This window comes from Halomonas sp. 5021, assembly GCF_036663435.1.
GTDB lineage: Bacteria > Pseudomonadota > Gammaproteobacteria > Pseudomonadales > Halomonadaceae > Vreelandella > Vreelandella janggokensis.
The window spans coordinates 667,764-694,081 of record NZ_JAXOVU010000002.1 but is presented as its reverse complement, the minus strand read 5'-3'; the positions used below and the strand labels follow the sequence as shown (position 1 = coordinate 694,081).

Sequence of the window (26,318 nt, the reverse complement as noted above, 5' to 3'; positions counted from 1 at the left end):
AGAAGCGTGTCTGAATCTTTGATTTTTTGTCGACTCAAACCGCGATTGGCGATAATCGGCAGTTATTCAGACCTTCCCTAGTTCGAGCGTGATGGTCTGGTTATCGCGCTGCTCGGGTTGCGCAAGCGTGCGCTGAAAAAACTCTTGGATAGTGTCCAGCATGGGGTTCTCCTCCGCTCGCAAGACGCTGCGAGCGCCTTACGACTGCTTGGTCAGTTGCTCTTTTAACTGTTTGGGCACCTGCTTGATGATCAGCCGGTCCTGGGTGGCATCGTATTCAATGCTTGAGCCGAGCAGGTGCGAGTCAAAACTGATCGAGACGCCGCCCGCACGCCCGGTAAAGCGCCGGAATTGATTGATTGTGCGCTTATCCGGGGGAATTTCCGGCGACAGGCCGTAATCGGCATTGCGAATATGCTCGTAGAAGGCCTTGGGCTGTTTTTCATCGACCAGCGCTGAGAGTTCGTCGAGCGTCATGGGTTCCCCACGGCTCATCTGGTCGTTGGCGTAATCCACCAGGCTGTCGGTTTTTTCCCGGCTGGCCTCATCGTCGAAATCCTCCTTCTCGACGTAGTCGCTGAAGGCTTTGAGCAGTGTACGGGTCTCTGCAGGCGCGTCGAGGCCTTCTTCCATGCCCAGCAACACCATCATCCCCTCGCCCAGCTTCTTGCCGCCGCGGTCTTTGAGGAAGGAGACGTACTGGGCATCCGGCGAATCGCTCTGCCATTGGCTCAGGTTGATCCTGGCGGCCAGCGTCAGCTGACGGGTGTTCAACTGGGCGGCGGGCACCGCCTGGTGCGCATCATCAATGCCAATGCCCTCGCGCTGGTGGGCAAGCCCCATGAAAAGCGTTTCGGTGTCACCCTGGCGCTGGTGGCTGATCACTAAGTAACCACTTACTGACAGCTGCTCTTGAAGCGTACTGACGAGCCGCTCAGCAAGCGCAGTGGCAAGCTCGGTAAAGGGCTGCTCACCGGCAAGGTAGTCTTTCAGCCACACCGATAACGGCACGGCGTGCTCGCCCTCTTCGGCAAACCGCCCCCAGCCTTTGGGCTTGGTGTTGTAGGTGTCGTTGAGCGCGCTGACCAGGCTTTCCATGACCGGCTCGGCGCTGTCGGCCTCAACCGGGGCGGCGGTCAGCGTCAGGCGCTCGCCGTCAAGCGTCGGGTCCAGGCGGTGAACGATACTGTGCAGAAGTGGCATAAGACGTGTGATGCTCCCTTACTAGGGTTTAAGGCTGGGGTTTAAGGCTAGGGTTTAAGACGGTAGCCGGTGCGGAAAATCCAGCCGATGGTGGCTAAACAGACCGCCAGGAACAGGCAGATCATGATCACGCTGGCCGCCAGGCTGACGTCGCTGATGCCGTAAAAGCTCCAGCGAAAGCCACTGACCAGATACACCACCGGGTTGAGCAGCGTGACGCCCTGCCAGAACGGCGGCAACATGTCGATGGAATAGAAACTGCCACCCAGGAAGGTCAGCGGGGTAATCACCAGCAGCGGCACCAGCTGCAGGCGGTCAAAGCCTTCGGCCCAGATGCCGATGATAAAGCCCAGCAGGCTGAAGGTAACCGCGGTCAGCACCAGAAAGGTCAGCATCCAGAAGGGATGCGCGACTTCCAGGGGTACAAAAAACCCGGAGGTGGCAAGAATGATCAGCCCCAGCAGAATCGATTTGGACGCCGCCGCCCCCACGTAGCCCATGACAATCTCCAGGTACGAGATGGGTGCCGAGAGCAGCTCGTAAATGCTGCCGGAAAACTTGGGAAAGAAGATCCCGAACGAGGCATTCGAAACGCTTTGCGTCAGCAGCATCAGCATGATCAGGCCCGGCACGATAAAGGCGCCGTAGCTGATGCCATCAATCTCGCTGATGCGCGAGCCAATCGCCGCACCAAAGACGACAAAATAGAGCGATGTCGAAATCACCGGCGAGACAATACTTTGCAACAGGGTGCGCCGGGTACGCGCCATTTCGGCCATGTAGATGGCGCGAACAGGATAGAGATTCATGCGCGCTCCTTAACCAGATCAACGAAAATATCTTCCAGCGAGCTTTGCCGGGTGTGCAGGTCCTTGAAGGTGATGCCTTCGCGCTCAAGATCGGTGAGCAGCGCGGGAATACCGTGGCCATCCTCTTCCTGATGGCCGTCGTAGGTATAGACCAGCTCATGGCCTTCGGCCGACAGGCTGAGTTCGGGGCGATCAAGGGCGGATGGCAGGGTTTCCAGCGGCTCGTTGAGGTAAAGCGTCAGCTGCTTGCTGCCCAGCTTGCTCATCAGGGCGTGCTTGTCCTCGACCAGCACGATTTCGCCATTGTTGATCACGCCGATGCGGTCGGCCATTTCCTCGGCTTCTTCAATGTAATGGGTGGTGAGAATAATGGTCACGCCGTTATCGCGCAGCTCGCGCACCACCTGCCACATTTCGCGGCGCAACTCGACGTCGACACCGGCTGTCGGCTCGTCGAGGAACAGGATGCGCGGCTCATGGGACAGCGCCTTGGCGATCAGCACGCGGCGTTTCATGCCGCCGGAAAGCGTGATCAGGCGGTTGTTGCGCTTGTCCCACAACGCAAGCGATTTGAGCACGCTCTCGATATGCGCCGGGTTCGGCGCCTTGCCGAACAGACCACGGCTGAAGCTGACCGTGTTCCAGACGGTTTCAAACGCTTCGTTGGTAAGCTCCTGGGGGACCAGGCCAATGCGCTCCCGGGCCTGGCGGTAGTCGACAACGTTGTCGAAGCCGTCCACCAGTACCTGGCCTTCGCTGGGGTTGACCAGACCGCACACCACACTGATCAGCGTGGTTTTGCCCGCCCCATTGGGCCCCAGCAGGGCAAAGATTTCGCCGCGCTGAATCTGTAAATCGACTCGGCTGAGCGCTTGAAAACCGCCCCGGTAGGTTTTATTCAGACCTCGGATTTCGATAATGGCATCGTTCAAGGCAAGCTCCTGACAAAGCGGCCGATGTGAGCCGCTGATGGCGAATGGCGCGGGCGCTAGTTTAGCACGGGCAGTAAACGAACGGCTGGCTACCAGGGTGTTCCCAATGCGCCGCTGTGTCGCAGGGCTAATCCGACGCCTGCCAGTGCACGCTCGTGTTCACTGACCGCGTTTGGCCCCTGGGTGCAGGCAACCACGGCCCAGGCGGCATTGGGCATGTCGTCACGCTCTACCACCCCGGCATCGCAGCTGCGCCGGTCCTGGGTGCCCGTCTTGTGGGCAAAGCTCACCGCCCCACCCAACCCTTGTTTTAACCGTTCTTCCCCGGAGCTGGTATTGGCCATCAGGGCAAGCAACTCATCGCGGGGCGTCCCCTGGAGGTCGGGCATGGCGCCAAGGTAAAGTGTTGCCAGTATGTCGCCAACGGCGCGCAAGGTGCCGACGTTTTCGCCGCTGGCATGGTAGGCGTCAAAGGCGTGATGGTAGTCAGGCTGATTGAGGGCCTGAGGCTCTACGCCAAGTCGCTGCGCCAGGGCGCGAGGGCGCTGACTCACCGGTGACTGACGGAGGTTTATAAAATCCATGCCGCCAAGCTTACGCGCCCCGGGATGGAGTTCACCGTAGACGCCCTGGCGCACCTCCACCAGCTTGGAGATCGGCCCAAGCGCTGAGGGATCGCCACCGTTGGCCGCCACCATGGCCTGGGCACGCTGGTTGACATTATCCAGACCAACGCGGTCTATCAGCATATCCGTGGCGGTGTTATCGCTCACGGTAATCATCTGCTCCAGCAAATAGCCCACCGAGATGGGCGTGCCAGGCTCGTGCCAGTTGGTGGGCCCTGCGCCATCGACAAAATCACTTTGTTCAAGCGTCAACCGCTCGCTGGTCGATATACGCTCACCCAAGACTTCCGCCGCGACCGGCACCTTGATCAGCGACGCGAGGTACCAGGGCTGATCAGCCTGCCAGCTGTAGGCCTCACCGCTGGAAAGGTCTTGCACATAGAGGCCAATACCACCGGCGAAGCGTTCCTCTATCGCGCTCATTCGCGCATCGAGGTCGCTTTGCCAAGCGCTGCGTTTGTCCACCTCATGGTACCAATGCGTGTCGTACGCTTCCGTTTGTACGGGCAGTGCAAACAGCAGTGCTACCGCCACAAGTCCTTGCTGTATCCAGTGTTGCAAACCATTAACTCCAGACTTTCTTCGCACTTAACGATGCTGGGCCATCCAGCGGGTCAACCAAATCCACGCCGCCGTGCCAAGAATCAACAGCCCGCCAACACCAAGCGCCTGTGGATAGCTGTAGTCGCCCTCGCCTTCCAACAGGAAGCGCAACACCAGGAAAATCATCACGATATGGAAAATAAATGCCTTTAGCGCATCTGAGCCGACCAGGGTAAACGGTATCAGCGCCCGGGCCGCCCGGGCGCCACCCGCCAGGGCCAGGGCGAATATCACCAGCGCGCCGCCCAGGCTAAACAGCATAAAGGCTAAGCCAGGGGGATGCTTACCCTCGTTATTGGCGACCGCCAACATGGCAGCGTAAACGTCACCACCAGACAGCGCCAGGCCATAAAATCCGGCGATCATGACCGCGCCCATACCCAGCAAGGCGAGCGTGAGGCGACGTTTCATCAATGGATCGCCCGAACAGCGCAGCAGCGCTTCGCCCAATAGCAGCCCTAGTAGAATCAGCGGCGCGCGGCTGAGCTGGCCCCAGGCGTAATGGTCTTCATGGTCCACCAGCAGTGCCTTGAGGATGTCATTGCCACCGAATGAAACCCCTTGCAGCCAGGCGGCCAGGGCGGCGAGCAGTGCGATGACAGCCAGCCGACCCCACAGCGGTGCACGCGCCCACGGCGGCAGGATCAACGGCACCCAAAGCAGGGCGATGGCATAGAAGCCGAGAATTTCCACCCAGATACCAAAGCGACCGTAGAGCAACGCATCGACGATCTCGCTCGGCGTGTTGAACGGCAGCATTTCAATGATCAACAGCGCCTTGTACCAGAACCAGACCTCCACCGCACGCAGCCAGAGTTTCAGGCGGCGTTTGGGCCAGTCTTCCCGATTAACATGGGAGAGAAACGCCACGGCCAGGGCAACGCCAAACACCAGGATGAACAGCGATGAGGAAAACTTGGTAAGGAAGTGAATCGGCACCATGCCCCAGTCGGGCACGTTGCGAATGCCTACCAACCCGCTGACGGAATGGCTGACAATCATCAACCCGATCGCGATACCGCGGGCTAAATCAATCGCCTCAATGCGGCCTTCCGCTTTGGGCAGATAGGGCGTTTCGTTCCAGGCAATCGCCATCGGCATGTCCTTATTTCCTGTGCTGATCCTGTTCAGTCAATAAGTTAATACCGCATTTGGGGGCGATTATGAACCCAGTGCTTGCTTGCAGGTTCAACGCTCTCGGATGCAGCGTGCCCGACGCGATGACTCATCGCACACGCGAAATGCCCCACCAGAGGCGGGGCACTTGAAACTCAGCATTGAATTTGAGGCGTTAAGCAACTGGCATAAAGGAATTACCAGTCGGAATCATCTTCAGAATCGGAACCAGCGTCCTCCTCTTCCGTCGTTTCCCAATCTTCCTGCTCTTCTTCCTCTTCCTCATAGGTGGTGGTGCCTTGACCTTCCTCTTCGGAATCGAAGGAATTCATTGAGCCTTGACCTTCATCCTGCCTCGTTTCTTCTTGCGGTGCAGGGTCTTGCTCGTCTTCTTCATACATGTCAGCAAAGGCTAGCGGGCTGGCCATCAGACCGAAAGATACACCGAGGATGCCTAGCTTCTTGAGAGATTCCGTTTTCATCATGATACTGCCTCCTGTTTGGCTTCATTTTCTGTTAAGAACGTCAGGCCTTCCTGCCCGTCCGTTCTTACCTGAATATCTGCAGCCAACATGCCAGCATTATCTAAAAACGAAAATATTATTTAAGGTCAATATTTTATAAGATATAATATCATGCCAATGGCGGTTTATTTTACGTCTGCAACCGCTTGATGGCTGTTTAACTGCGGCACATGCGCCCAAGTGAACAGAGATACATACTGCCAAAAGGGTTTCGTTTGAGAGCGAAGCTAACAGCAGACACACCCACCCTATCACTGGCCATAAAAGCAAGAAGCTCCTTCGCAAACTAAAGGCGATGACTCAACCAATGCCGGAGGCCATGCCCGTCACCAACATGTGCTTAGCGGCCAGCCTGGCGGTCATCACCTTTCCTTTTAGTTAATCAGTGCGAGTGACGCGGCACCTCCGCCCCCCGGCAGCCGACCAGGAAGTCGAAATCACAGCCTTCGTCCGCTTGCAGCACGCGTTCGATATACAGCTGCCGGTACCCGCCCTGGCTGGCGATCAGTGTCGAGGCGGCAGTGGGGTCGCTTTCGGCCAGGCGCGTGGCGAGTTCTTCGTCGCTGATATCCAGGTGCAGTCGCCCGCTTGCGCAGTCGAGCTCGATCCAGTCGCCGTTGCGTACCGCGGCTAGCGGGCCGCCCGCGGCGGCTTCCGGGGCGACGTGCAGCACCACGGTGCCGTAGGCGGTGCCGCTCATGCGCGCATCGGAGATTCGCACCATGTCGGTAATCCCCTGGGCGAGGATCTTGGGCGGTAGGCCCATATTGCCTACCTCCGCCATACCGTGGTAGCCCCGGGGGCCGCAGTGCTTCATGACCAGAATGTCGTTGGCTTCCACGTCCAGGTCCGGGTCGTTGATGCGCGCCTTGTAGTCGTCGAAGTCTTCGAAGACCACCGCGCGGCCGCGGTGCTGCATGAGTTCGGCTTTCGCCGCCGAGGGCTTGAGCACCGCGCCGTTGGGGGCGAGATTGCCGCGCACCACGCAGATGCCGCCGTCGGCGGTGAGGGGGTTGTCCAGCGGGCGGATCACCTCATCGTTGTAGTGCGGCGCGTCTTTGACGTTCTCCCACAGGGTCTTGCCGTTAACGGTGAGCGCGTCCTTGAACGGCAATCGGTCGGCCTCGCCGAGGCGCCTGAGTACCGCGGGCAGGCCACCAGCGTAGTAGAACTCCTCCATCAGAAAACGCCCCGAGGGCTGCAGATCCACCACCGTGGGCGTGCCGCGCCCGACCCGGCTCCAGTCATCCAGGGTGAGATCCACGCCGATGCGTCCGGCAATAGCTTTGAGGTGGATCACCGCGTTGGTGGAGCCGCCGATAGCGGCGTTGGTGCGGATGGCGTTATCGAGGGCTTCCTTGGTGAGGATTTTGGAGAGCTTGAGGTCTTCATTGACCATCTCGACAATCCGGTTACCCGAAAGGTGGGCCAGCACGTAGCGGCGGGAGTCCACCGCGGGAATCGCCGCATTGTGCGGCAACGAGGTGCCTAGCGATTCCGCCATGCAGGCCATGGTGGAGGCGGTGCCCATGGTGTTGCAGGTGCCTGCCGAGCGGGACATGCCCGCCTCCGCGGCCATGAAGTCGTGCATCGATATCTCACCCGCCTTGACCTGCTCGGAGAGCTGCCACACCACGGTGCCCGAGCCAATATCCTTGCCCTTGTGCTTGCCGTTGAGCATCGGCCCGCCGGTGACCACGATGGTGGGAATATCACAGCTTGCCGCGCCCATCAGCAGCGCCGGGGTGGTCTTGTCGCAGCCCACCAGCAGCACCACGCCATCCATGGGGTTGCCGCGAATGGCTTCTTCCACGTCCATGCTGGCCAGGTTGCGGGTGAACATGGCCGTGGGGCGCAGGTTGGACTCGCCGTTGGAGAACACCGGAAACTCCACCGGGTAGCCGCCCGCTTCCAGGATGCCCTGCTTGACGTGGTCCGCCAGCTTGCGGAAGTGGGCGTTGCAGGGCGTCAGCTCCGACCAGGTGTTGCAGATCCCGATAATCGGCTTGCCCTGGAACTCATGGTCAGGAATGCCCTGATTCTTCATCCAGCTGCGGTACATGAAGCCATTTTTATCGGCGGTGCCGAACCACTGGGCAGAGCGTAGGGGCGGCTTGCGATCAGACATGGGAGACTCTCCGTAAAAATCGGTGAAAAGGTCGTGGCTAGAAGGAATCGGAAAGTTAGCGTCAGGCTCGCTGACGGCGCGTGTGTTTCCAACGATCGAACATCACCGCCAGCAGCAGAATCGCGCCGCGCACCAGGTACTGGTAGAAGGTCGGCACGTTGAGCAGGCCCATGGCGTTCTGCACGCAACCCATGATCATCACCCCGACCAGCACGCCGGTGATCGTGGCGACGCCGCCCGATAGCGCCACGCCGCCCAGCACACAGGCAGAAATTACCGCCAGTTCCAGCCCCATTGAGGTATTCGGATCACCCAGCCCCATGCGCGATGCCAGCAATACACCAACCACGCCCGCAACGACGCCCTGGAGGCCGAAAACGATAATCTTCAGGCGACGGACGTTGACCCCGGCCAGCGCGGCGGCTTCGGCGTTACCGCCGGTAGCCAGCACGTTGCGGCCAAAAGATGTCATATTGAGTATCACGCCAAAGATCACGAAGCAGGCCAGCATGGTCCATACCGGCAGGGTCAGGCCCAGAAAGGAGGCACTACCCAGGTCAAAGAAGCTCGGCACGGTAATCATCACGGCATCGCCGCCGGAGGTGATGTAGGCCAGCCCACGCACAAACTCCATCGCCGCCAGGGTGGCAATCAGTGAGTTGATGCCGAACTTGGCAATCACCAGGCCGTTGAAGGCCCCTACCGCACCACCGGCGACAATGCCGCCCATCACGCCGATAAATACGCTACCGGTGTTGGTCGTCACCACCGCTGCCACCACCCCGGCAAAGGCCACGGTGGAAGCCACCGAAAGGTCCACCTCGCCCAGCGCCAATACCAGCATCATGGTGGTGGCCAGGCTACCGATCAGAGTGACCGAAAGCAGCAGCCCGACCATATTGCGCCCGGTGAGAAAGTCAGGGATAAGTACGGCAAGGGCCACAAACAGCAGCAAGAAAATGGCAATCAGCCCGGAAGTATCCAGCAGCGTGCGAAGCGGCTTGATAAGCCCCTGGCGCCCCGCCGGACGGGCAGGTGCATTCTCACCTTGGGTTACGTTGTCGGTTGTCATGGTGTTTGTCCTGAGCTTGTGTTTTGAAGAGCTTGAGTCCTGAAAAACATCTGCTCTGAAATTTGTGGTCTAAAAAGTAGGCATCAGGCAGGCAGTGCCAGCCCCAGTAGCCGTTCGGGGGTGGCTGATTCGCGTGGCACCACTTCCACCAGCTCGCCGTCGCGCATCACGGCAATGCGGTCACAAATGGAACTGACTTCCGCCAGGTCACTGGAAATCACCACCACGCTTTTGCCCTGCTCGGCCAGGTCGTAAAGCAGCGAGTAAATATCTCGGCGAGCGCCCACATCGATACCCCGCGTCGGCTCGTCCATTACAAACAGGTCGATTTCTTCGGCGAGCCAGCGGGCCAGAATCACCTTCTGCTGATTGCCCCCGGAGAGTTTGCCAATAGGCGATCGCGGGCCCGGGGTCTTGACGCTGAGCTGCTGGATATACGACTCGGCGTTGCGCCGCTCACGCCCGGGGTGGCGGAAGAGCCCCCAGCGTTTGAAAAAACGCCGACAGCTGATATTGAGGTTGTCGGAGACGCTTGCCACCGGGAAGATTCCCTGGGATTTGCGATCTTCCGGGCACATGGCAATGCCAGCACGAATCGCTTCGCCAGGACTCTTGAAACGCCGCGACTCGCCGTTAAAGGTGACGCTACCGGCTTTGGGGGATTCAACGCCGCACACCAGCCGAAGTAACTCACTGCGACCGGCGCCCACCAGGCCAAACAGCCCGAATACCTCACCGCGCTTGACGGAAAAGCTCACCGGTGCCTGGAGGCCGCGTCCTTCGATACCCTCGACGCTCAAGACCACGTCACCCTGTTCCCGTGGGCGATAGCCATACACATCGTCAATATCGCGACCGACCATTTCGCTCACCAGAAGGTCATGATTCAGGGACGACATATCCTCATGGGTACGAATATGCTGACCGTCGCGGAAGATGGTGACCGCATCGCACATCTCGAACACCGCCTCCATACGATGGGTCACGTAGAGCACGACGCGCCCTTCGTCACGCAGTCGTTGGACGATGCGCTTGAGTTGGCGGGTTTCCTGAATAGAGAGACTGCTGGTCGGCTCATCAAAGGCGATTACCTTAGCGTCGCGCAGCAACGCACGACCAATTTCAATCATTTGCTGCTGGCCGATGGAAAGCTCGCGTACCTTGGTCGAGGGATGAATCTCCCCCTCGCCCAGGTCGGCCAGGATCGCCATGGCTTTTTCCTTCAACTGACGGCGGTTCACGAACCCCTGCCGCGTGGGCAACTGGCCCAGCAACAGGTTCTCGGCCACCGACATATTCGGCGAGAGCGTCAACTCTTGATAGATGATGGCGATGCCTTCGCGCAACGCCTCCCGCGTGTTGCTGAAAACATGACGCTTGCCATCAATCCACAGCGCGCCTTCGGCAACGTGGTTAACGCCACTCAGCACCTTGAGAAGGGTCGATTTACCCGCGCCGTTTTCGCCCATCAACGCATGCACCTGGCCGGCGTGAGCATCAAAGCTCACGCCATCCAGCGCACGCACGCCAGGAAAAACGACACTGATACCATCGAAACGTAAATAAGCATCAGACATGCGAAAGCACTCCAGCAGACAATCTGTTACAGACCCAGCTCTTCGCGAACTTCCTGCCAGTTATCACGGGTCATCAAGGTGCCGGAGGTCTCGGTATTCGCCTGTGGCTTTTCATCCTCGGTAATCCAGCGATAGAGGTCTTCCGCCGTCTGACGGCCGTGCATGGTGGAGCTCACCGCTACGGTGCCGTGAAAGCCGGTCGGGTTTTCACGGGAGAACTCGGCAAAGGCCGCACCTGAACCGTTGATCCCAACCCCGATAACATCCTCAGCGGGTATGCCGTACTGTTCGGTCGCCCTGACCCCGCCAAGTACGCTCTCCTCATTGAGGGCATAGATCACCCAGTGCTCGTAATCGCCGTGCTGGGCGAGCACCGGTGAGGCGGCCGAGAAAGCGCTGGAGGTATCGGTATTTTGCTGGGGGGCGTCGAAGATGTTGTCTTCGGAGAAGCCCGATTCCAGCAGCGCCTCGGTGGCACCATCGGTGCGTTCAACGGCGGTGGGCAGTTCATTATTGGTAATACGCAGCGCGGCAACCTCTTCAGGGTTCCAGCCGCGGGCTTCCATTTCGTCGGCAATCGCATTGCCTACCTGCTGGCCGATCTTATAGCCGGACATGCCCAGATGAGGGACGCCCTCCATCGGCTCACCGCTGGAATTGACAAACTGATCATCGACGGTGATCACTTTCATGTCGTACTGCTCAGCACGGTTCATGATGGCTGGCCCCAGACGCACATCCGGCGGGCAGATGACAAACCCTTCAGCGCCCTGGGAATTGAGGTTATCAATGGCACTAAGCACTTCCTGGCCGTCTTCACCACCCAGCCGTACCACGTCGAAACCGAGTTCTTCACCGACTTCGGTAGCCGCCCGCTGTTCATTGATAAACCACGCCTGTTCCGGCTTCTTGACGATAAAGCCGATCTTCACCTCGTCATCCTGCGCCTGCGCAGTGCCCAGAGACGCCAGCATAACGGCGCTACCGAGGGCTAACCGGGTAAAAGTCGTGGTCAGGTTTGTTGTTAATTGCATGGTCGTACTCCTGATGTGTTAGCGAATCTTGTTGTTGATTGTGATGATGGCTGTTGATGTCTCAGGTTGCCGGGGCAAGCCACGACAGGTTACGAATCAAACGCTTCCTGAGCAGAAAAGCGATATACCGTGCGTGAGCGATACGTTTCGTCGGGCTCCAGGATCGTGCTGGGAAACGCCTCCTGGTTGGGGGAATCAGGATAATGCTGGGTTTCCAGGGCAAAGCCGGAACGGTGCCCGTAAGGCTCGCCCCGCTTGCCGGTCAGGTTGCCGTCGAGAAAATTGCCTGAATAGAACTGGATGCCTGGCTCCGTGGTTTCGATTTCCACCATGCGTCCGCTTTGCGGCTCCCATACCTTGGCAGCCAAGACAAGCTCATCCGACGCTGCGTTGTCGCGATCCAGCACGAAGTTGTGGTCATAGCCACCGCCAAAACCCAACTGCTCGTTGTCCTGATCAATCCGCTCACCGATCGGCGTCGGCTGGGTAAAGTCGAACGGTGTGCCGTCTACCGAGCGGATTTCGCCGGTGGGAATCAGGCTGTCGTTGACCGGTGTAAATTCAGAAGCGTTGATCAGCAAATGGTGATCAAGAATAGTGTCGCTGCCTTCGCCCTTCAGGTTGAAGTAGCTGTGCTGGGTCAGGTTGACCGGCGTGGCTTTATCAGTGGTGGCGCGATAATCCACCATCAGCTCATCGTTATCGGTCAGGGTGTAGGTGACTTGCGTCTCCAGCCTCCCCGGATAGCCCTCTTCGCCATCCTCGCTGGTATAGCGCAGCACAAGCCCCGTGCCCGACGCGTTATCGAACGGCTCGGCCTGCCACAAGACCTTATCGAAGCCCTGAGCGCCGCCGTGTAGATGATTGTTGCCATCATTGGTGGCCAGTGAGTAGGTCTCGCCATCGAGCGAAAACTGACCACCCGCGATGCGGTTGCCGTAGCGCCCGATGATGGCACCGAAATAGGGATTGGCCTGGCGGTATTCGTCGGAAAGATAGGCCTCAAGCGAGTCGAAACCCAGCGCGATATCATCAAACTCACCGTCTACATCGGGCGTCTTCAATGACAGGATGATGCCGCCGTAGTTGGTGACCTGAAGTTCGATACCATTAGCATTGGTAAACCGATAAACATCGACCTGACGGCCATCCGGCAATTGACCAAATACCGATTTATCAATGCTGCGTTCCGCGCCATTTCCAGCGGTGGTTTCTTCGCCTTGTGCCTGAGTAGCACCAAGCAATAGCATCGCGATACCGGCACTCAACAACAGGCTGGGCCTTGCGCTGGCCCTATGAGCGTACATGAGAGGCATGATATTGCTCCTTGAATTTTTGTTATTAGGGCGACGTTAGCGTCGCATATACAAGCGTTACAGTAGACACCTCTGCCATAACCAACCAATATACGAACATGGCAACTTTGATATGCTTATTGCTATTAATAACAACAAAAGGCTTATTCCATGGGCGTTCTCAGCGAGAACTGGTTTTTGGACGTGCGACTAAAGTTGCGCCATTTACAGCTTTTTTTAGCGCTCGACGAGCAGCGTAACCTTCACCGTGCGGCCGCTCAGTTACATATGAGCCAGCCCGCAGCCTCAAAGTTACTCAGCGATCTGGAAACCAACCTGGGCACTCGTTTATTCGACCGCCACCCCCGCGGACTGACGCCTAACTGGTACGGCGAGATAATGATTCGCCACGCGCACAGTATGTTATCGACACTGCGCCAAACGGGTGAGGAGTTGAATGCATTAGGTGAAGGCAATGCAGGTACGGTGGCCGTCGGCACGGTAATGGCCCCGGCGGTGACGCTACTGACCAGCGCTATCGAACGAGTACACAGAGACCGGCCGGGACTCAAAATCAGTGTCGATGTGGATGTCAGCAAGGCCCTGGTGCCACGCTTGCTTGAAGGCGAACTGGACTTCGCGATTACGCGGATTCCGGCGGGCTTTGACGTGGAGCGCTTTGTATTTGAAGAGATTGGCGAAGAGGAACTGTGTTTTGTCTGCCGCCAAAATCACCCGTTAGCCGATAAAACCACACTTAGCCTGTGCGACATGGCGGACTACCCGTGGTCGTTACAGCCCATTGGGGCGCTGATGCGTCAGCGGGTCGACAGCCTGTTTTTGCATCATCAGGTAACGCCGCCACGCCAAATCGTCGATACTGCGGATTTAATGGTGTCCCTCGCGCTGGTCGATAAATCCGACACCATCACAGTGACCACCCGCGAAGCCGCCAACCTGCTATGCAACCCGCAGCGCTTCCATCTTCTGCCCTTCAGCGAGACGCTCAACGTTCAACCCTATGGGCTGGTAAGTTTGCGCCACCAGCGGCTCTCCCCCGGCGCTGCGGCGCTGATGAGCACGCTAAGGGAGATTATTGTCCAGTCCGGTTAATGCGAGTGACGGGGCACATCAGAGCCCCGGCAGCCGACCAGGAAGTCAAAATCACAGCCTTCGTCCGCTTGCAGCACGCGTTCGATATACAGCTGCCGGTACCCGCCCTGGCTGGCGATCAGTGTCGAGGCGGCAGTGGGGTCGCTTTCGGCCAGGCGCGTGGCGAGTTCTTCGTCGCTGATATCCAGGTGCAGTCGCCCGCTTGCGCAGTCGAGCTCGATCCAGTCGCCGTTGCGTACCGCGGCTAGCGGGCCGCCCGCGGCGGCTTCCGGGGCGACGTGCAGCACCACGGTGCCGTAGGCGGTGCCGCTCATGCGCGCATCGGAGATTCGCACCATGTCGGTAATCCCCTGGGCGAGGATCTTGGGCGGTAGGCCCATATTGCCTACCTCCGCCATACCGTGGTAGCCCCGGGGGCCGCAGTGCTTCATGACCAGAATGTCGTTGGCTTCCACGTCCAGGTCCGGGTCGTTGATGCGCGCCTTGTAGTCGTCGAAGTCTTCGAAGACCACCGCGCGGCCGCGGTGCTGCATGAGTTCGGCTTTCGCCGCCGAGGGCTTGAGCACCGCGCCGTTGGGGGCGAGATTGCCGCGCACCACGCAGATGCCGCCGTCGGCGGTGAGGGGGTTGTCCAGCGGGCGGATCACCTCATCGTTGTAGTGCGGCGCGTCTTTGACGTTCTCCCACAGGGTCTTGCCGTTAACGGTGAGCGCGTCCTTGAACGGCAATCGGTCGGCCTCGCCGAGGCGCCTGAGTACCGCGGGCAGGCCACCAGCGTAGTAGAACTCCTCCATCAGAAAACGCCCCGAGGGCTGCAGATCCACCACCGTGGGCGTGCCGCGCCCGACCCGGCTCCAGTCATCCAGGGTGAGATCCACGCCGATGCGTCCGGCAATAGCTTTGAGGTGGATCACCGCGTTGGTGGAGCCGCCGATAGCGGCGTTGGTGCGGATGGCGTTATCGAGGGCTTCCTTGGTGAGGATTTTGGAGAGCTTGAGGTCTTCATTGACCATCTCGACAATCCGGTTACCCGAAAGGTGGGCCAGCACGTAGCGGCGGGAGTCCACCGCGGGAATCGCCGCATTGTGCGGCAACGAGGTGCCTAGCGATTCCGCCATGCAGGCCATGGTGGAGGCGGTGCCCATGGTGTTGCAGGTGCCTGCCGAGCGGGACATGCCCGCCTCCGCGGCCATGAAGTCGTGCATCGATATCTCACCCGCCTTGACCTGCTCGGAGAGCTGCCACACCACGGTGCCCGAGCCAATATCCTTGCCCTTGTGCTTGCCGTTGAGCATCGGCCCGCCGGTGACCACGATGGTGGGAATATCACAGCTTGCCGCGCCCATCAGCAGCGCCGGGGTGGTCTTGTCGCAGCCCACCAGCAGCACCACGCCATCCATGGGGTTGCCGCGAATGGCTTCTTCCACGTCCATGCTGGCCAGGTTGCGGGTGAACATGGCCGTGGGGCGCAGGTTGGACTCGCCGTTGGAGAACACCGGAAACTCCACCGGGTAGCCGCCCGCTTCCAGGATGCCCTGCTTGACGTGGTCCGCCAGCTTGCGGAAGTGGGCGTTGCAGGGCGTCAGCTCCGACCAGGTGTTGCAGATCCCGATAATCGGCTTGCCCTGGAACTCATGGTCAGGAATGCCCTGATTCTTCATCCAGCTGCGGTACATGAAGCCATTTTTATCGGCGGTGCCGAACCACTCTGCGCTACGCAGCGGACGTTGACGTTTGACCATGAGGTTAACTCCTTGTTTTGAATCAGTGACGGCTGAAGACCTGAGAGCGCCTGCGCCGAATGTGCAAAACCCTAAACTACCCACCCATACTGGTCGACCATACAAAAGTATATGTTGAACAATTTCATTTAATGTTCAACATTACCCTCGCACGAACTATCAAATAGTCGCTTCACAACAACAAAGGTGAGGAATTCGAGCCATGCTCAAAACGAAATACAGCTCGCTACTGACCGGCTCAGTGCTCCTGTTGGGTCTCTCCACGGCTCAAGCAGCCGAGTACGAATGGAAATTTCAGGCATCAGAAACCTCGGGCGAGCCCAGCTTCAAGATCAAACAGGAGTGGGCCGACAAGATCACGACAATGACCGACGGCCGGGTTGAGATCGAGGTCATGCCGATCAACTCCGTGGTGGGGCCGACCGAGACGCTGACCGCGGTTAGTTCGGGTATCCTTCAGGGCCATATGACCGACCCCAGCTACTTCTCCGGCCAGGATCCCGCTTTCGGCATGCTCGGCAACCTTGTCGGCGCCTGGCAGAACCCCTATGACTTCCTGGAATACATGAAGTATGGCGGCGGTGAAGAGCTCTACAACGAACTGGTCGAGCCCTATGGTACCCACCTGATAGCCGCCGCCACCTTCCCGTTAGAGTCGGTGCCTTCCACGGTTCCCATTGAGTCGATCGAGGATTTTGAGGGCCTCAAGATCCGTGCACCGCAAGGCATGGTGTACAACATCTTTGAGCGCATCGGTGCCACGCCGGTCAACCTGCCGGGTTCTGAGGTGTATACCGGGCTGGAGAAAGGCGTGATCGACGCCGCAGACTCCACGGTGCTCTCGAATAACGATGCCATGGGCCTGCACGCCTTCGCCCCTTACCCGCTGTATCCAGGCTTCCACTCCATGCCGATGATCGCCGTGTCGATCAATAAGGATATCTGGGATGGCCTCCCCGAAGAGTTGCAGACGACGTTACAAACGGCCTTTGACGGCATGGCCTATGACCTGATTGCCCGCCTCAAGGAGCAGGATATCGAGACACTGCAACGGCTTCAGGAAGACCCTGAGGTTCACCCCTTCAACTTGCCGGAAGAGGAACGCCAGAAGTTCCGTACCGCGGCAGAGCAGGAGTGGCAAGAGTGGGCTGGCGAGAATGAAATGACCCAAAAGATCTATGACTCAGCCACCGCCTTTTTGCGCTCGCGCAATCTGCTTTAACTCAGCGTCATTTAACTAACCATCGCATCGCTCGGGGAAGTCATCGACCCGAGCGATGTGCGTAGAGTCGCGCCATGTCTCAAAAAACTCCTGACAATCAATACCGCTCTCCTCCCACTCACGATCTTCCCGAGATCCTCGAAACAGAGGAGGTACCCCCCGAGCGTAACGCGCTTGACCGTCTGATCGTACGTGGTGGCCGGGCGATTTCCTGGCTGGTGCTGGTGGCGATGGGCATTAGCGTCGTGGAAGTTTTCATGCGTTACGGTTTTAACAATCCCACCTCCTGGGTACACGAAACCGTGGTATTCCTGATCGCCGTTATTTTCGTGCTGGGCGGCCCAGCAGCCATGGCGCGCAATAGCCATATTCGCGTCAAGGTGCTCTACGACAGCGCAGGGCCAACATTGAAGTGCTGGATGGATCGCTTTAATGACCTGCTGACGCTGATTTTTTGCATGTCGATGAGCTATGCCGCTTTTTATATGTTCTGGGGTGCAACGCATAACCCGCTCGGCGAATGGTCGCTGGAACGCTCCGGCACCTCCTGGAATCCGCCCTTTCCTGCCATGGTCAAGGGCATGATTTTCTTTGCTCTGACACTGATGACACTGCAGGCCTTGCTGCATCTATGGCAATCGATTAAGGCGAAGCCCCGTACCGGCACCGAGGAGACGCGCTGATGGATATTTCAACCGCAACGATCCTCATGGTGGGGGCTATTTTCGCGCTGTTGGTTACCGGTCTTCCATTGGCGTTTATCACCGGCTTGGTGGCCATGGCCTTTACCTTTGGCTGGTTTGGCGAGGCGGCGCTGCCGCTGGTCACCAGCCGTGTTTATGGGTTTATCACCGAGTATTCGCTGGTGGCAGTGCCCATGTTCGTGTTGATGGCATCACTCTTGGATCGGTCCGGCATCGCCAAGGATCTGTTTAACGCCATGCGCGTTTTTGCCGGCCGTCTCCCGGGTGGCGTCGCGGTGCAGACCATCGTGGTGGCCTTCTTCCTGGCCGCCCTTTCGGGCATTATCGGCGGGGAGATCGTCCTACTAGGGATTCTGGCGCTGCCGCAGATGCTGCGCCTGGGCTATGACAAGCGCCTCTCCATTGGCGTGGTGTGTGCCGGGGGCGCCCTGGGCACCATGATGCCACCGTCCATCGTGCTGATTATCTATGGCCTGATCGCCAGTGTATCGATTGCCGACCTGTTCGCCGCGGCCGTTACGCCCGCCATCATCCTGATGGGCTCCTATATCGCCTACGTGCTGGTGCGCTGCCTGAAGAATCCCGCGCTGGGCCCGCCGCTGGATAAAGACACCCAGGACAATCCTTTCGCCAGTAAGCTTGACGCGGTCAAAGCCATTCTGCTGCCAGGGCTAATTGCCTTTCTCGTGCTGGGCACTATCTACGGCGGTATCGCCTCGGTCACCGAGGCGGCGGCCATGGGCGTTTTCGGCGTACTGCTCGCCACCATTGTGCGCGGCGAGTTCACCCCCAGCATGCTGCATCATAGCCTCGGCCAGACCATGAACACCTGCGGCATGATCATCTGGATCGGCATCGGTGCCGCCGCCCTGGTAGGCGTCTACAACCTGATGGGGGGCAACCGCTTTGTGTCGAGCTTGATTCTCGGGCTCGACGTCGCGCCGATTGTGATCATCCTGGTGATGATGGCGATCATGCTGGTACTCGGGCTATTTCTCGACTGGATCGGGATCGCCATGCTGGCCCTGCCGATCTTTCTGCCCATCGTCACTCAACTGGGTTTCGACCCGATCTGGTTCGGTATTCTGTTCGCCGTCAATATGCAGGTGTCGTTCCTGTCACCGCCCTTCGGGCCCGCCGCCTTCTACCTTAAAAGCGTGGCACCGCCGGATATCAGCCTGAAGGATATCTATCTTTCCGTACTGCCCTTTATGGCCATTCAGCTGTGCATACTCGCGGCGCTATTGATGTGGCCGCAACTGGCCATTTGGCCACTATGATAACCGCCCCCTGCATGAGGAGAACGCCATGCGATTGATTCAATGTGACCACCAGGGCCAGGTTCGCGCCGCCCTGGTCGAGAGCGACGAGCAGGTCAGACTGCTCGACGGCGACACCTACACCCTGGCCAACCGGGCGATTAGCGCCGGTAAGCCGCTCAGCGAGATAGTGACAGAAGCGCTGACCGACACCCGCCTTGATTACCAGGCGCTGGTCGACGATAAGCGCCTGCTGCCACCGCTGACGCATACCGACCCGGCGCACTGCCTGGTGACCGGCACTGGCCTCACCCACCTGGGCAGTGCCGATACCCGCTCGGCGATGCACGCCAAAGCGCAAGCGGCTGAAGAGGATATGACCGATTCAATGCGCATGTTCAAGCTGGGCGTGGAAGGCGGCAAACCCGATGCAGGCCAGCTTGGTGCCCAGCCGGAGTGGTTCTACAAGGGCGATGGCCAGTGCGTGGTGGCGCCGGAAGCCGAGATCCCCTCCCCGGCCTTCGCCGAGGATGCGGGGGAGGAGCCTGAGCTGGCGGGCCTTTACGTGATTGGCAACGATGGCCAACCCTGGCGCGTCGGCTATGCTTTGGGTAACGAGTTTTCTGATCACGTCACGGAGCGCTTCAACTACCTGTGGCTGGCCCACTCCAAGCTACGCGCCTGCAGCTTTGGGCCCGAGCTGTTGATTGGCGAGCTGCCCGCGCACCTGGAGGGCACCAGCCGTATCCAGCGCAGTGGCGAAACCGTGTGGGAGAAACCCTTTTTAACCGGCGAGGCCAATATGGCCCACAGCTTGGCCAACCTGGAGTATCACCACTTTAAATACCCGGGTTTCCGCCGCCCCGGCGATGTGCATGTGCATTTTTTCGGCACCGCAACGCTAAGCTTCGCCGACGGCATCAAGGTGCGCGAAGGCGATCGCTTCGAGATCAATATCCATGAATTTGGCCGCGCCCTGCGCAACCCGCTTCGGGTTGAAGCAGACGCACCGGCCATCAGCGTGAAACCGCTTTAACAACTGAATTTTCACACCAGCAGGAGGCTGTATGACTCTGGAAGGCAAACTACTTATTGGCCAGCAGGCCATCAGCGGTAAACAGGCGGACATTCAAGCCGTCAATCCCGCCACTGGCGAGACACTAGACCCTGTCTACCCCGGCGGCGGCAAAGCGGAAGTGGAGCAGGCGTGTGAACTTGCCGAAGCGGCGTACGCCACTTACCGCGAAACCTCGCTTGAAGACCGCGCCGTGTTCCTGGAGACCATCGCCAGCGAGATCGAGGCAATCGGCGAAGAACTGACCGAGCGTGGCGTCGCCGAAACCGGACTCCCCGAAGCGCGCCTGCAGGGCGAACGTGGCCGCACCTGCGGCCAGCTACGCTTGTTCGCCAACGTGGTACGGGCTGGCGAGTGGCTCGATGTGCGCATTGACCCCGCGCTACCCGACCGCGAACCGATGCCGCGTGTCGACCTGCGCCAGCGGCATATTGGCCTGGGCCCGGTGGCCGTGTTTGGCGCCAGCAACTTCCCGCTGGCTTTCAGCGTGGCCGGTGGCGACACTGCCTCGGCATTGGCCGCTGGCTGCCCGGTAGTGGTCAAGGGCCACTCCGCCCACCCCGGCACCTCGGAGTTGGTCGGCCGCGCCATTCAGCGCGCCGTCGCCAAATGCAACCTGCCTGAAGGCGTCTTCTCGCTGCTGTTTGGTTCCGGAAAGGAGATCGGTCAGGCGCTGGTCGCCGACCCGCGCATTCAGGCGGTGGGCTTCACCGGCTCACGCAGTGGCGGTACGGCATTAATGGCCACCGCCCAGGCGCGGCCGCAGCCGATCCCGGTCTACGCCGAGATGAGTTCCATCAACCCGGTGTTCCTGCTGCCGGAAGCGCTCAAGGCACGCGCCAAAGCCATCGCCGAAGGCTTCGTCGGTTCCCTCAACATGGGCGCCGGTCAGTTCTGCACCAACCCTGGCCTGGTGATCGGGGTGAAGGGTGCCGATCTTGATGCCTTCATCGACACCGCTGGTGAAGGCGTCAAAGGTAGTGCCGCCCAGACCATGCTCACACCGGGCGTTCATGGTGCCTACAACGATGGCATCGGTGCCCTGGCTAATCATCCCAACGTTCGCAACGTCGCCCGTGGTCAGGCTGGCGAAGGCCCGAATGCTTGCCAAAGCGGGCTATTTGTCGCTAGTGCGACCGACTTCCTGGCGGATGAGGCTCTGCAAGCCGAAGTATTCGGTGCCAGCTCACTGGTCATTGAATGCGCCGACATCGACGAAATGCAGCGGGTCGCTTCCCAGGTCGAAGGACAGCTCACCATTTCGCTACACATGGATGACGGCGACCTGGCGACCGCCAAGCAACTGCTGCCCACCCTGGAACGCAAGGCGGGCCGGATTCTGGCCAATGGCTGGCCAACCGGGGTGGAAGTATGCCACGCCATGGTGCACGGCGGCCCTTATCCGGCGACGTCGGACTCCCGCACCACCTCAGTAGGCAGCGCGGCGATTTTCCGCTTCCTGCGCCCGGTGTGCTACCAGGCATTGCCGGAAGGGTTACTGCCCGAGGCGCTCCGTGACGGCAACCCCTATGGGGTATCCCGTTTGGTCGATGGCAAGCGTGAATAAACGAGCGTCACTTGAGACGTTACTCGATAAAGGCGTCGGTGGTTTCACGATGACCGTATAGAAACGCATCGGCAACCTGGCGCAGCGGGGCAATATCCACCTCGCTGCGTTTTTTTGCGATCAACTCGCCAAACCGCGCGTAGAGACCTTGATATTCGCGCTCTTCAGCGTCGATGAGGACGTCGCCGTCAATCACTAGACGGCAGCCGCCCTGAGTAAGGCTCAGGCGGCTTCCATCACTGTCGATATGCATATCCCAGGTGGGCGGGCCGGGCTGACGAAAGTCAAAATCAGCCTCAATCGCCGCGCCTTCTGGATCGGTGAAGGAGAGCTCCGCTGCAATGGGGGTTTGCGCATTACTGGGTACCTGCAGCCGTGCTTTTTGCAGGAAAAATGGCTGCGGCAATATAGCAGTGGCAATCGACAGCGCGTTAATACCTGGGTCAAATACGCCCATGCCACCGACCTCCCATATCCACGCTTGGCCTGGGTGCCATACCCGCACGTCTTCCTTCCATTCGATCTCTACCCGCTGCACATGACGCTCACTCAACCACTGCCGGGCCTGTGCCACGCCGGGGGCAAACCGCGAATGCCAGGCGGCAAACAGGCTAACACCCTGCCGGGAAGCGGTGGCAATCAGGTCCTCCACTTCGCTTAGCGTTGCCCCTGGCGGCTTTTCCAGCAGCACGTTCTTGCCGCGCAAGAGCGCCGCCCGCGCCTGGGAGTAGCGCAGGTGGGTTGGCGTACAGATCGCGACGGCGTCGATATCCGGATGGGCATCCAGCATCGCTTCCAGGCCTTGATAGCCAGGTAAATCCGGCAATGAAGCATAAGGATCCGCCGTGGCGACAAGCTGGCAATTTGGGGTGGCGGCTATCGCCGGCAGGTGCTGGTCGCGGACGATCTTGCCCACGCCAACCAGGCCAAGGGTGAAGTCAGACATACGCTTACCTCAATTGAAATGCTCACTCTAGAACAGCGATCGGGGGTCAGTGTGCGGTATGGAGCAGCTCAACAGAGCGCCCTAATGAGCTGGCGCTATGTTCAAGCCCCAGCGCCTCCGCGGTCCCCGCCAACACCGCTTGGGAAGCTAAAAAAGCCTCACGGGGTCGGCGCAACCGAATGCTCTCCATGAGATGTCGATGGCGCTCCAGGCTCTCTTCAGGGTCGGAGGCACTCTCGTTGGACATGGATATCAGCATATAGATGGAGGGCCGCAGGATATGCGATAGCTGCGCCCAGACAATATTGTGGGTCGCCCTGAAAATCGCTTCGTGAAAGGCGATATCGCATTCGCTATGCAGCCGTCGCTCTTCTTCGCAAGTCGCATTGCGCAGGTTCTGCCCCAGGCCTTCGAAGGCTTCCTCGATGGCAACCAGATCCCGCGCCTTGGCACGCTTGGCGGCGGTCATCGCCACATAGGGTTCAACGTCCAGACGAAAGGCGAGGATTTCGCGCTGAATATCCGGGTTGGGCGCCGCATAGCGGGTCAACCAGTCGGTCACCTGGGCATCGAGAATATGCCACTCCGAGTATTCACGCACCTTGGAGCCATGGCCGGAGATACGCTCGATAATGCCCGCATCCACCAACTGGCGCAGGTCGCTGCGCACCGCTGAGCGATTGATCGCGAAGCGTTCGCACAAATCCAGTTCACGGGGGACAAAATCGCCAGGATGATAACGTCCTCCAAAAATCTCCTCGGCGAGATGTTCGGCGATACTGGGGCGAGCGGCGGGTTTCCTTATAGATGAAGTCAATGCGGTAGGCCCCTGTTTCAATTCCTGTCAATCATAACGTATTTGAACGGTCGACTGTCACTGAAATGGCATCAAGCCCGGCTCGCTGTCTCAGCTCCAGCCGCCGTTCATAGAGGCCTTTAGCGCTCAACGTACCCAGTACCAGAACGCCGCCAACCATGGCCACCGGTGCTGGCTGTTCGGCCAGAATCCACCAGGCCAGCAGCGTGCCTATCACCACTTCCAGAAGTAACAGCAAACCGACTTCAGCGGACGGGAGATACAGCGGCCCGCGCTGCAGCAGCGTCACGCCGCAAGGCACAATAATCAGACAGAGCAGGATCACCACGGCTAGCTGGTTGGTGGCTGGCAGGGACGGTTCGCTCCCCGCCAGCCAAAACAGCCCGGCAATGCTACCCACGACGATACCGTTAAACACCAGCATGGGGCTCATATCCACCCCTGGGCGCGTCCGGCATAGGGTGAAGTTGATCGCCAGAGTTGTCGCCGCCATCAAGGCGAAAGCGTTACCCAACCAGGAACCAGCGCCCGCGTCATCAAGAGCGATCATGGCGATACCCAGCATGCAAACAAAGATGGCTAACCAGGTACGTCTGGGCAGACGCTCCTTGAGGATGATCCAGGAGAGTACCGCCGCCATTAACGGTGAACTGGCCAGTATCATCAGTACGTTGCCCGCTTTCGTGTACTGGTTGCCCAACACGAAGCCGCAGGTGGTCAGGCTGAACAGCAGCGCTACGGCGATGCCCGTCCAGCCACAGCGACGGTAGGCCGCCAGGGTGCCTCGCCCGTAGCGCAGCAGGGCGATCAGTAGAAAACCCAACCCTGAAAGAAAGCCACGCCACATCAAAATTTCTGCATCGGGCAGGTCGGCCACTTTGATCAGCAGGGCGTCAGGCGCCATGATGATCGCGCCACCCGCGGTCAACAGCAGGCCCTGCTGACGATGCGACAAGGTACTCAAATGACTCATTCTGGTGCTTGCCCTTTTAGTGCTAACGGCCTTTAGTGACCGCCCCTCTAATGATTGTCCCTGGGCGGATGCTGGCGGGCCACATCGCGATACTTGCTTGCTGTCTCCAGCGTCATACCACGATCCAGCGGCTCCACCATGCTGCGCTGGATCTCTTGCCAGGGCGTCTGGTGACCGGGGTAGCGATAGCCCCCCTGCTGGGCCAAGCGCTCCCGGCGCGCTTCCAGTTCACCGGCATCAATCAACAGCTTCACTTCGCCGCGCTTGAGATCGACCCGCAGCCGGTCGCCTCTTTCCAGCAGCGCCAAGCCGCCGCCGGTAGCCGCTTCCGGTGAGGCATTGAGAATCGATGGCGAACCGGAAGTGCCCGACTGGCGACCATCGCCGAGGCATGGCAGGGACTCGATACCTTGTTTGATCAGCGCTTCCGGCGGCTGCATATTGACCACTTCGGCACCACCGGGGTGGCCGACGGGACCTGCGCCACGCATCACCAGGATGGTGCGCGCGTCGATGTTGAGCGCCGGGTCATCAATACGCGCGTGATAATCCTCGGAGCCATCGAATACCACCACCTTGCCTTCAAAGGCATCGGGGTCGTTGGGGTCATTCAGGAAGCGTTCGCGGAAATCACGGGAGATCACGCTGGTCTTCATCAACGCCGAGTCGAATAGATTGCCCTTGAGATTGAGGAAGCCCGCGTGCTCGACAAGCGGGTCGGCATAGCGACAAATCACATCGGCGTCACGGGTTTCGCGGCCTTCCAGATTATCGCCAATGGAGCGGCCATTGACCGTCAGCGCATCGCCGTGCAGCTTACCGGCGGTATGTAGCTCATGGAGGATCGCCGGAACGCCCCCGGCGCGATGGAACTCTTCGCACAGGAAGGCACCCGCCGGCATGACGTTGGCCAGCAGTGGAATCTCATGGCCCAGCCGCTGCCAATCATCGTTATCCAGTTCAATGCCCGCATGACGGGCAATGGCATTAATGTGCACCGGCGCGTTTGAAGAACCGCCCAACGCCGAACACGCCACGATGGCGTTCTCAAACGCTTCCCGGGTCAGGATATCCAGCGGCCTGACATCTTCCCAGACCATATCGACGATTCGCGTGCCGGTATCGTAGGACACCATGGCACGCTCCTTGTAAGGCGCAGGAATGACCGCAGAGCCTGGCAGGCTCATGCCCAGCACCTCAGCCATGGAGTTCATGGTGGAGGCGGTGCCCATGGTATTGCAGTGGCCAATTGAAGGCGCCGAGTCGCTGGCCCGGGAAAGAAACTCGGCGTAGTCGATATCCCCCGCCGCCAGACGCTTGCGAAGCTCCCAGATAATCGTGCCCGAACCGACCCGCTCGGCACCGCGCCAGCCATTCAGCATCGGCCCACCGGACAGCACAATGGCCGGGATATTCACCGTTGCCGCCGCCATCAATGCCGCTGGCGTGGTTTTATCACAGCCAGTGGTCAATACCACGCCGTCCAACGGGTAGCCATGCAACACCTCCACGATGCCTAAGTAGGCGAGATTACGATCCAGCGCAGCGGTGGGCCGCCGGACATTTTCGTGGATAGGATGCATGGGGAATTCGAACGGCACCCCCCCGGCCGCGCGAATACCGTCTTTGACCCGCTTGACCAGCTCAATATGATGACGGTTGCATGGGGTCAAATCGGACCCCGACTGACAAATACCAATAATCGGCTTACCGCTGGTCAGCTCATCCAGCGTAATGCCGTAATTGAGGTAGCGCTCGATGCATAGCGCCGTGGTGCCGGGATGATCAGGGTTGTCGAACCAATAGCGTGACCGTAACTGCTCAGGGGTTATGCGTTGAAAATTGGCCATGGTGTCGCTCCACGCCTAGAGTGAATATAGAAGTTAGTAAGCAAGGTACGCTTTCTTCACTTCCAGGTCGACACATACAAAAGTATATGTTGAACATACAGTAGAAACGTTAGACATTAGCCTAGGGATTG

Annotated in this window: 22 protein-coding genes; 6 read left to right on the top strand and 16 right to left on the bottom strand. The window is 59.3% G+C overall.

Going from position 1 to position 26,318, the window contains the following annotated elements:
* Window positions 1-198: 198 nt before the first annotated feature.
* The 11 genes from R3F64_RS06845 to R3F64_RS06795 form a co-directional block, all read right to left on the bottom strand.
* Entirely contained in the window at window positions 199-1,203 is a 1,005-nt protein-coding gene (locus R3F64_RS06845) for a nucleoid-associated protein (protein WP_332610606.1), read from the bottom strand.
* A 47-nt stretch (window positions 1,204-1,250) separates the two neighbouring features.
* Window positions 1,251-2,012 carry an ABC transporter permease gene (locus tag R3F64_RS06840; protein WP_066316609.1) on the bottom strand — a complete coding sequence of 254 codons (762 nt, stop codon included), beginning with the start codon at window positions 2,010-2,012 and terminating at the stop codon, window positions 1,251-1,253.
* Complete coding sequence (locus R3F64_RS06835; protein WP_332610604.1) at window positions 2,009-2,944, bottom strand: ABC transporter ATP-binding protein; 936 nt, start codon at window positions 2,942-2,944, stop codon at window positions 2,009-2,011. Before R3F64_RS06835 ends, R3F64_RS06840 begins: the two co-directional genes overlap by 4 nt.
* An 89-nt stretch (window positions 2,945-3,033) precedes the next feature.
* A complete protein-coding gene (locus R3F64_RS06830; protein WP_332610602.1) occupies window positions 3,034-4,131 on the bottom strand; it encodes a serine hydrolase in 1,098 nt (365 codons plus the stop codon).
* 27 nt (window positions 4,132-4,158) lie between these two features.
* Window positions 4,159-5,274 (bottom strand): heparan-alpha-glucosaminide N-acetyltransferase domain-containing protein, encoded by a 1,116-nt coding sequence (locus R3F64_RS06825; RefSeq protein WP_332610601.1) that lies wholly within the window; start codon window positions 5,272-5,274, stop codon window positions 4,159-4,161.
* A 212-nt stretch (window positions 5,275-5,486) separates the two neighbouring features.
* On the bottom strand, window positions 5,487-5,774 hold the full coding sequence (locus tag R3F64_RS06820) for a hypothetical protein (protein ID WP_253026417.1): 288 nt from the start codon (window positions 5,772-5,774) through the stop codon (window positions 5,487-5,489).
* A gap of 421 nt (window positions 5,775-6,195) precedes the next feature.
* Window positions 6,196-7,941: an IlvD/Edd family dehydratase gene (locus R3F64_RS06815; protein WP_332610599.1), complete on the bottom strand. Its 1,746-nt coding sequence runs from the start codon at window positions 7,939-7,941 to the stop codon at window positions 6,196-6,198.
* 61 nt (window positions 7,942-8,002) lie between these two features.
* On the bottom strand, window positions 8,003-9,013 hold the full coding sequence (gene araH / locus R3F64_RS06810) for an L-arabinose ABC transporter permease AraH (RefSeq protein ID WP_253026905.1): 1,011 nt from the start codon (window positions 9,011-9,013) through the stop codon (window positions 8,003-8,005).
* Window positions 9,014-9,096: 83 nt separating this feature from the next.
* Window positions 9,097-10,590, bottom strand: coding sequence for an L-arabinose ABC transporter ATP-binding protein AraG (gene araG / locus R3F64_RS06805; RefSeq protein WP_332610597.1), 1,494 nt, complete (start codon window positions 10,588-10,590; stop codon window positions 9,097-9,099).
* A gap of 26 nt (window positions 10,591-10,616) precedes the next feature.
* Window positions 10,617-11,624, bottom strand: a complete 1,008-nt coding sequence (locus R3F64_RS06800; protein WP_332610595.1) for an arabinose ABC transporter substrate-binding protein — start codon at window positions 11,622-11,624, stop codon at window positions 10,617-10,619.
* A gap of 89 nt (window positions 11,625-11,713) precedes the next feature.
* A complete protein-coding gene (locus R3F64_RS06795) occupies window positions 11,714-12,940 on the bottom strand; it encodes an aldose epimerase family protein (RefSeq protein WP_332610593.1) in 1,227 nt (408 codons plus the stop codon).
* A gap of 150 nt (window positions 12,941-13,090) precedes the next feature.
* Between R3F64_RS06795 and R3F64_RS06790 the strand changes: the two genes are divergently transcribed.
* Window positions 13,091-14,032 carry a LysR substrate-binding domain-containing protein gene (locus tag R3F64_RS06790; protein ID WP_332610591.1) on the top strand — a complete coding sequence of 314 codons (942 nt, stop codon included), beginning with the start codon at window positions 13,091-13,093 and terminating at the stop codon, window positions 14,030-14,032.
* Here R3F64_RS06790 and R3F64_RS06785 read toward each other — a convergent pair.
* Window positions 14,029-15,774, bottom strand: a complete 1,746-nt coding sequence (locus R3F64_RS06785) for an IlvD/Edd family dehydratase (protein ID WP_332610589.1) — start codon at window positions 15,772-15,774, stop codon at window positions 14,029-14,031. The two genes, R3F64_RS06790 and R3F64_RS06785, sit on opposite strands and share 4 nt — an antisense overlap.
* 202 nt (window positions 15,775-15,976) lie before the next feature.
* Here R3F64_RS06785 and R3F64_RS06780 point away from each other — a divergent pair, with 202 nt between their 5' ends.
* The 5 genes from R3F64_RS06780 to R3F64_RS06760 all read left to right on the top strand — a co-directional run bounded on the left by R3F64_RS06780 (window position 15,977) and on the right by R3F64_RS06760 (window position 21,601).
* Window positions 15,977-16,996: a TRAP transporter substrate-binding protein gene (locus R3F64_RS06780; RefSeq protein WP_253026083.1), complete on the top strand. Its 1,020-nt coding sequence runs from the start codon at window positions 15,977-15,979 to the stop codon at window positions 16,994-16,996.
* Between the two features lie 74 nt (window positions 16,997-17,070).
* Complete coding sequence (locus tag R3F64_RS06775; RefSeq protein WP_253026082.1) at window positions 17,071-17,679, top strand: TRAP transporter small permease subunit; 609 nt, start codon at window positions 17,071-17,073, stop codon at window positions 17,677-17,679.
* A complete protein-coding gene (locus R3F64_RS06770) occupies window positions 17,679-18,980 on the top strand; it encodes a TRAP transporter large permease (RefSeq protein WP_253026081.1) in 1,302 nt (433 codons plus the stop codon). The genes R3F64_RS06775 and R3F64_RS06770 overlap by 1 nt, the downstream gene beginning before the upstream one ends.
* 28 nt (window positions 18,981-19,008) lie before the next feature.
* Complete coding sequence (gene araD1, locus R3F64_RS06765; protein WP_253026080.1) at window positions 19,009-19,995, top strand: AraD1 family protein; 987 nt, start codon at window positions 19,009-19,011, stop codon at window positions 19,993-19,995.
* Between the two features lie 31 nt (window positions 19,996-20,026).
* On the top strand, window positions 20,027-21,601 hold the full coding sequence (locus R3F64_RS06760; RefSeq protein WP_332610583.1) for an aldehyde dehydrogenase (NADP(+)): 1,575 nt from the start codon (window positions 20,027-20,029) through the stop codon (window positions 21,599-21,601).
* A gap of 19 nt (window positions 21,602-21,620) precedes the next feature.
* On the opposite strand, the gene R3F64_RS06755 is transcribed toward R3F64_RS06760, so the two are convergent.
* The 4 genes from R3F64_RS06755 to R3F64_RS06740 are packed head-to-tail and all read right to left on the bottom strand — an operon-like array spanning window position 21,621 to window position 26,187.
* Window positions 21,621-22,547: a Gfo/Idh/MocA family protein gene (locus R3F64_RS06755; protein ID WP_332610582.1), complete on the bottom strand. Its 927-nt coding sequence runs from the start codon at window positions 22,545-22,547 to the stop codon at window positions 21,621-21,623.
* 46 nt (window positions 22,548-22,593) lie between these two features.
* Window positions 22,594-23,364: a FadR/GntR family transcriptional regulator gene (locus R3F64_RS06750; protein ID WP_332610580.1), complete on the bottom strand. Its 771-nt coding sequence runs from the start codon at window positions 23,362-23,364 to the stop codon at window positions 22,594-22,596.
* A gap of 31 nt (window positions 23,365-23,395) precedes the next feature.
* On the bottom strand, window positions 23,396-24,337 hold the full coding sequence (locus R3F64_RS06745) for a DMT family transporter (protein ID WP_332610578.1): 942 nt from the start codon (window positions 24,335-24,337) through the stop codon (window positions 23,396-23,398).
* 47 nt (window positions 24,338-24,384) lie between these two features.
* Complete coding sequence (locus R3F64_RS06740) at window positions 24,385-26,187, bottom strand: IlvD/Edd family dehydratase (protein ID WP_332610576.1); 1,803 nt, start codon at window positions 26,185-26,187, stop codon at window positions 24,385-24,387.
* Window positions 26,188-26,318: the final 131 nt, after the last annotated feature.

Coding starts and splice junctions, on each gene's coding strand:
- R3F64_RS06800 (WP_332610595.1), bottom strand. CDS start 11,624: ATGCAATTAACAACAAACCTGACCACGACTTTTACCCGGTTAGCCCTC.
- R3F64_RS06745 (WP_332610578.1), bottom strand. CDS start 24,337: ATGAGTCATTTGAGTACCTTGTCGCATCGTCAGCAGGGCCTGCTGTTG.
- R3F64_RS06740 (WP_332610576.1), bottom strand. CDS start 26,187: ATGGCCAATTTTCAACGCATAACCCCTGAGCAGTTACGGTCACGCTAT.
- R3F64_RS06770 (WP_253026081.1), top strand. CDS start 17,679: ATGGATATTTCAACCGCAACGATCCTCATGGTGGGGGCTATTTTCGCG.
- R3F64_RS06755 (WP_332610582.1), bottom strand. CDS start 22,547: ATGTCTGACTTCACCCTTGGCCTGGTTGGCGTGGGCAAGATCGTCCGC.
- R3F64_RS06780 (WP_253026083.1), top strand. CDS start 15,977: ATGCTCAAAACGAAATACAGCTCGCTACTGACCGGCTCAGTGCTCCTG.
- araD1 (WP_253026080.1), top strand. CDS start 19,009: ATGCGATTGATTCAATGTGACCACCAGGGCCAGGTTCGCGCCGCCCTG.
- R3F64_RS06760 (WP_332610583.1), top strand. CDS start 20,027: ATGACTCTGGAAGGCAAACTACTTATTGGCCAGCAGGCCATCAGCGGT.
- R3F64_RS06790 (WP_332610591.1), top strand. CDS start 13,091: ATGGGCGTTCTCAGCGAGAACTGGTTTTTGGACGTGCGACTAAAGTTG.
- R3F64_RS06845 (WP_332610606.1), bottom strand. CDS start 1,203: ATGCCACTTCTGCACAGTATCGTTCACCGCCTGGACCCGACGCTTGAC.
- R3F64_RS06825 (WP_332610601.1), bottom strand. CDS start 5,274: ATGCCGATGGCGATTGCCTGGAACGAAACGCCCTATCTGCCCAAAGCG.
- R3F64_RS06775 (WP_253026082.1), top strand. CDS start 17,071: ATGTCTCAAAAAACTCCTGACAATCAATACCGCTCTCCTCCCACTCAC.
- R3F64_RS06840 (WP_066316609.1), bottom strand. CDS start 2,012: ATGAATCTCTATCCTGTTCGCGCCATCTACATGGCCGAAATGGCGCGT.
- R3F64_RS06815 (WP_332610599.1), bottom strand. CDS start 7,941: ATGTCTGATCGCAAGCCGCCCCTACGCTCTGCCCAGTGGTTCGGCACC.
- R3F64_RS06795 (WP_332610593.1), bottom strand. CDS start 12,940: ATGCCTCTCATGTACGCTCATAGGGCCAGCGCAAGGCCCAGCCTGTTG.
- R3F64_RS06820 (WP_253026417.1), bottom strand. CDS start 5,774: ATGATGAAAACGGAATCTCTCAAGAAGCTAGGCATCCTCGGTGTATCT.
- araH (WP_253026905.1), bottom strand. CDS start 9,013: ATGACAACCGACAACGTAACCCAAGGTGAGAATGCACCTGCCCGTCCG.
- R3F64_RS06785 (WP_332610589.1), bottom strand. CDS start 15,774: ATGGTCAAACGTCAACGTCCGCTGCGTAGCGCAGAGTGGTTCGGCACC.
- araG (WP_332610597.1), bottom strand. CDS start 10,590: ATGTCTGATGCTTATTTACGTTTCGATGGTATCAGTGTCGTTTTTCCT.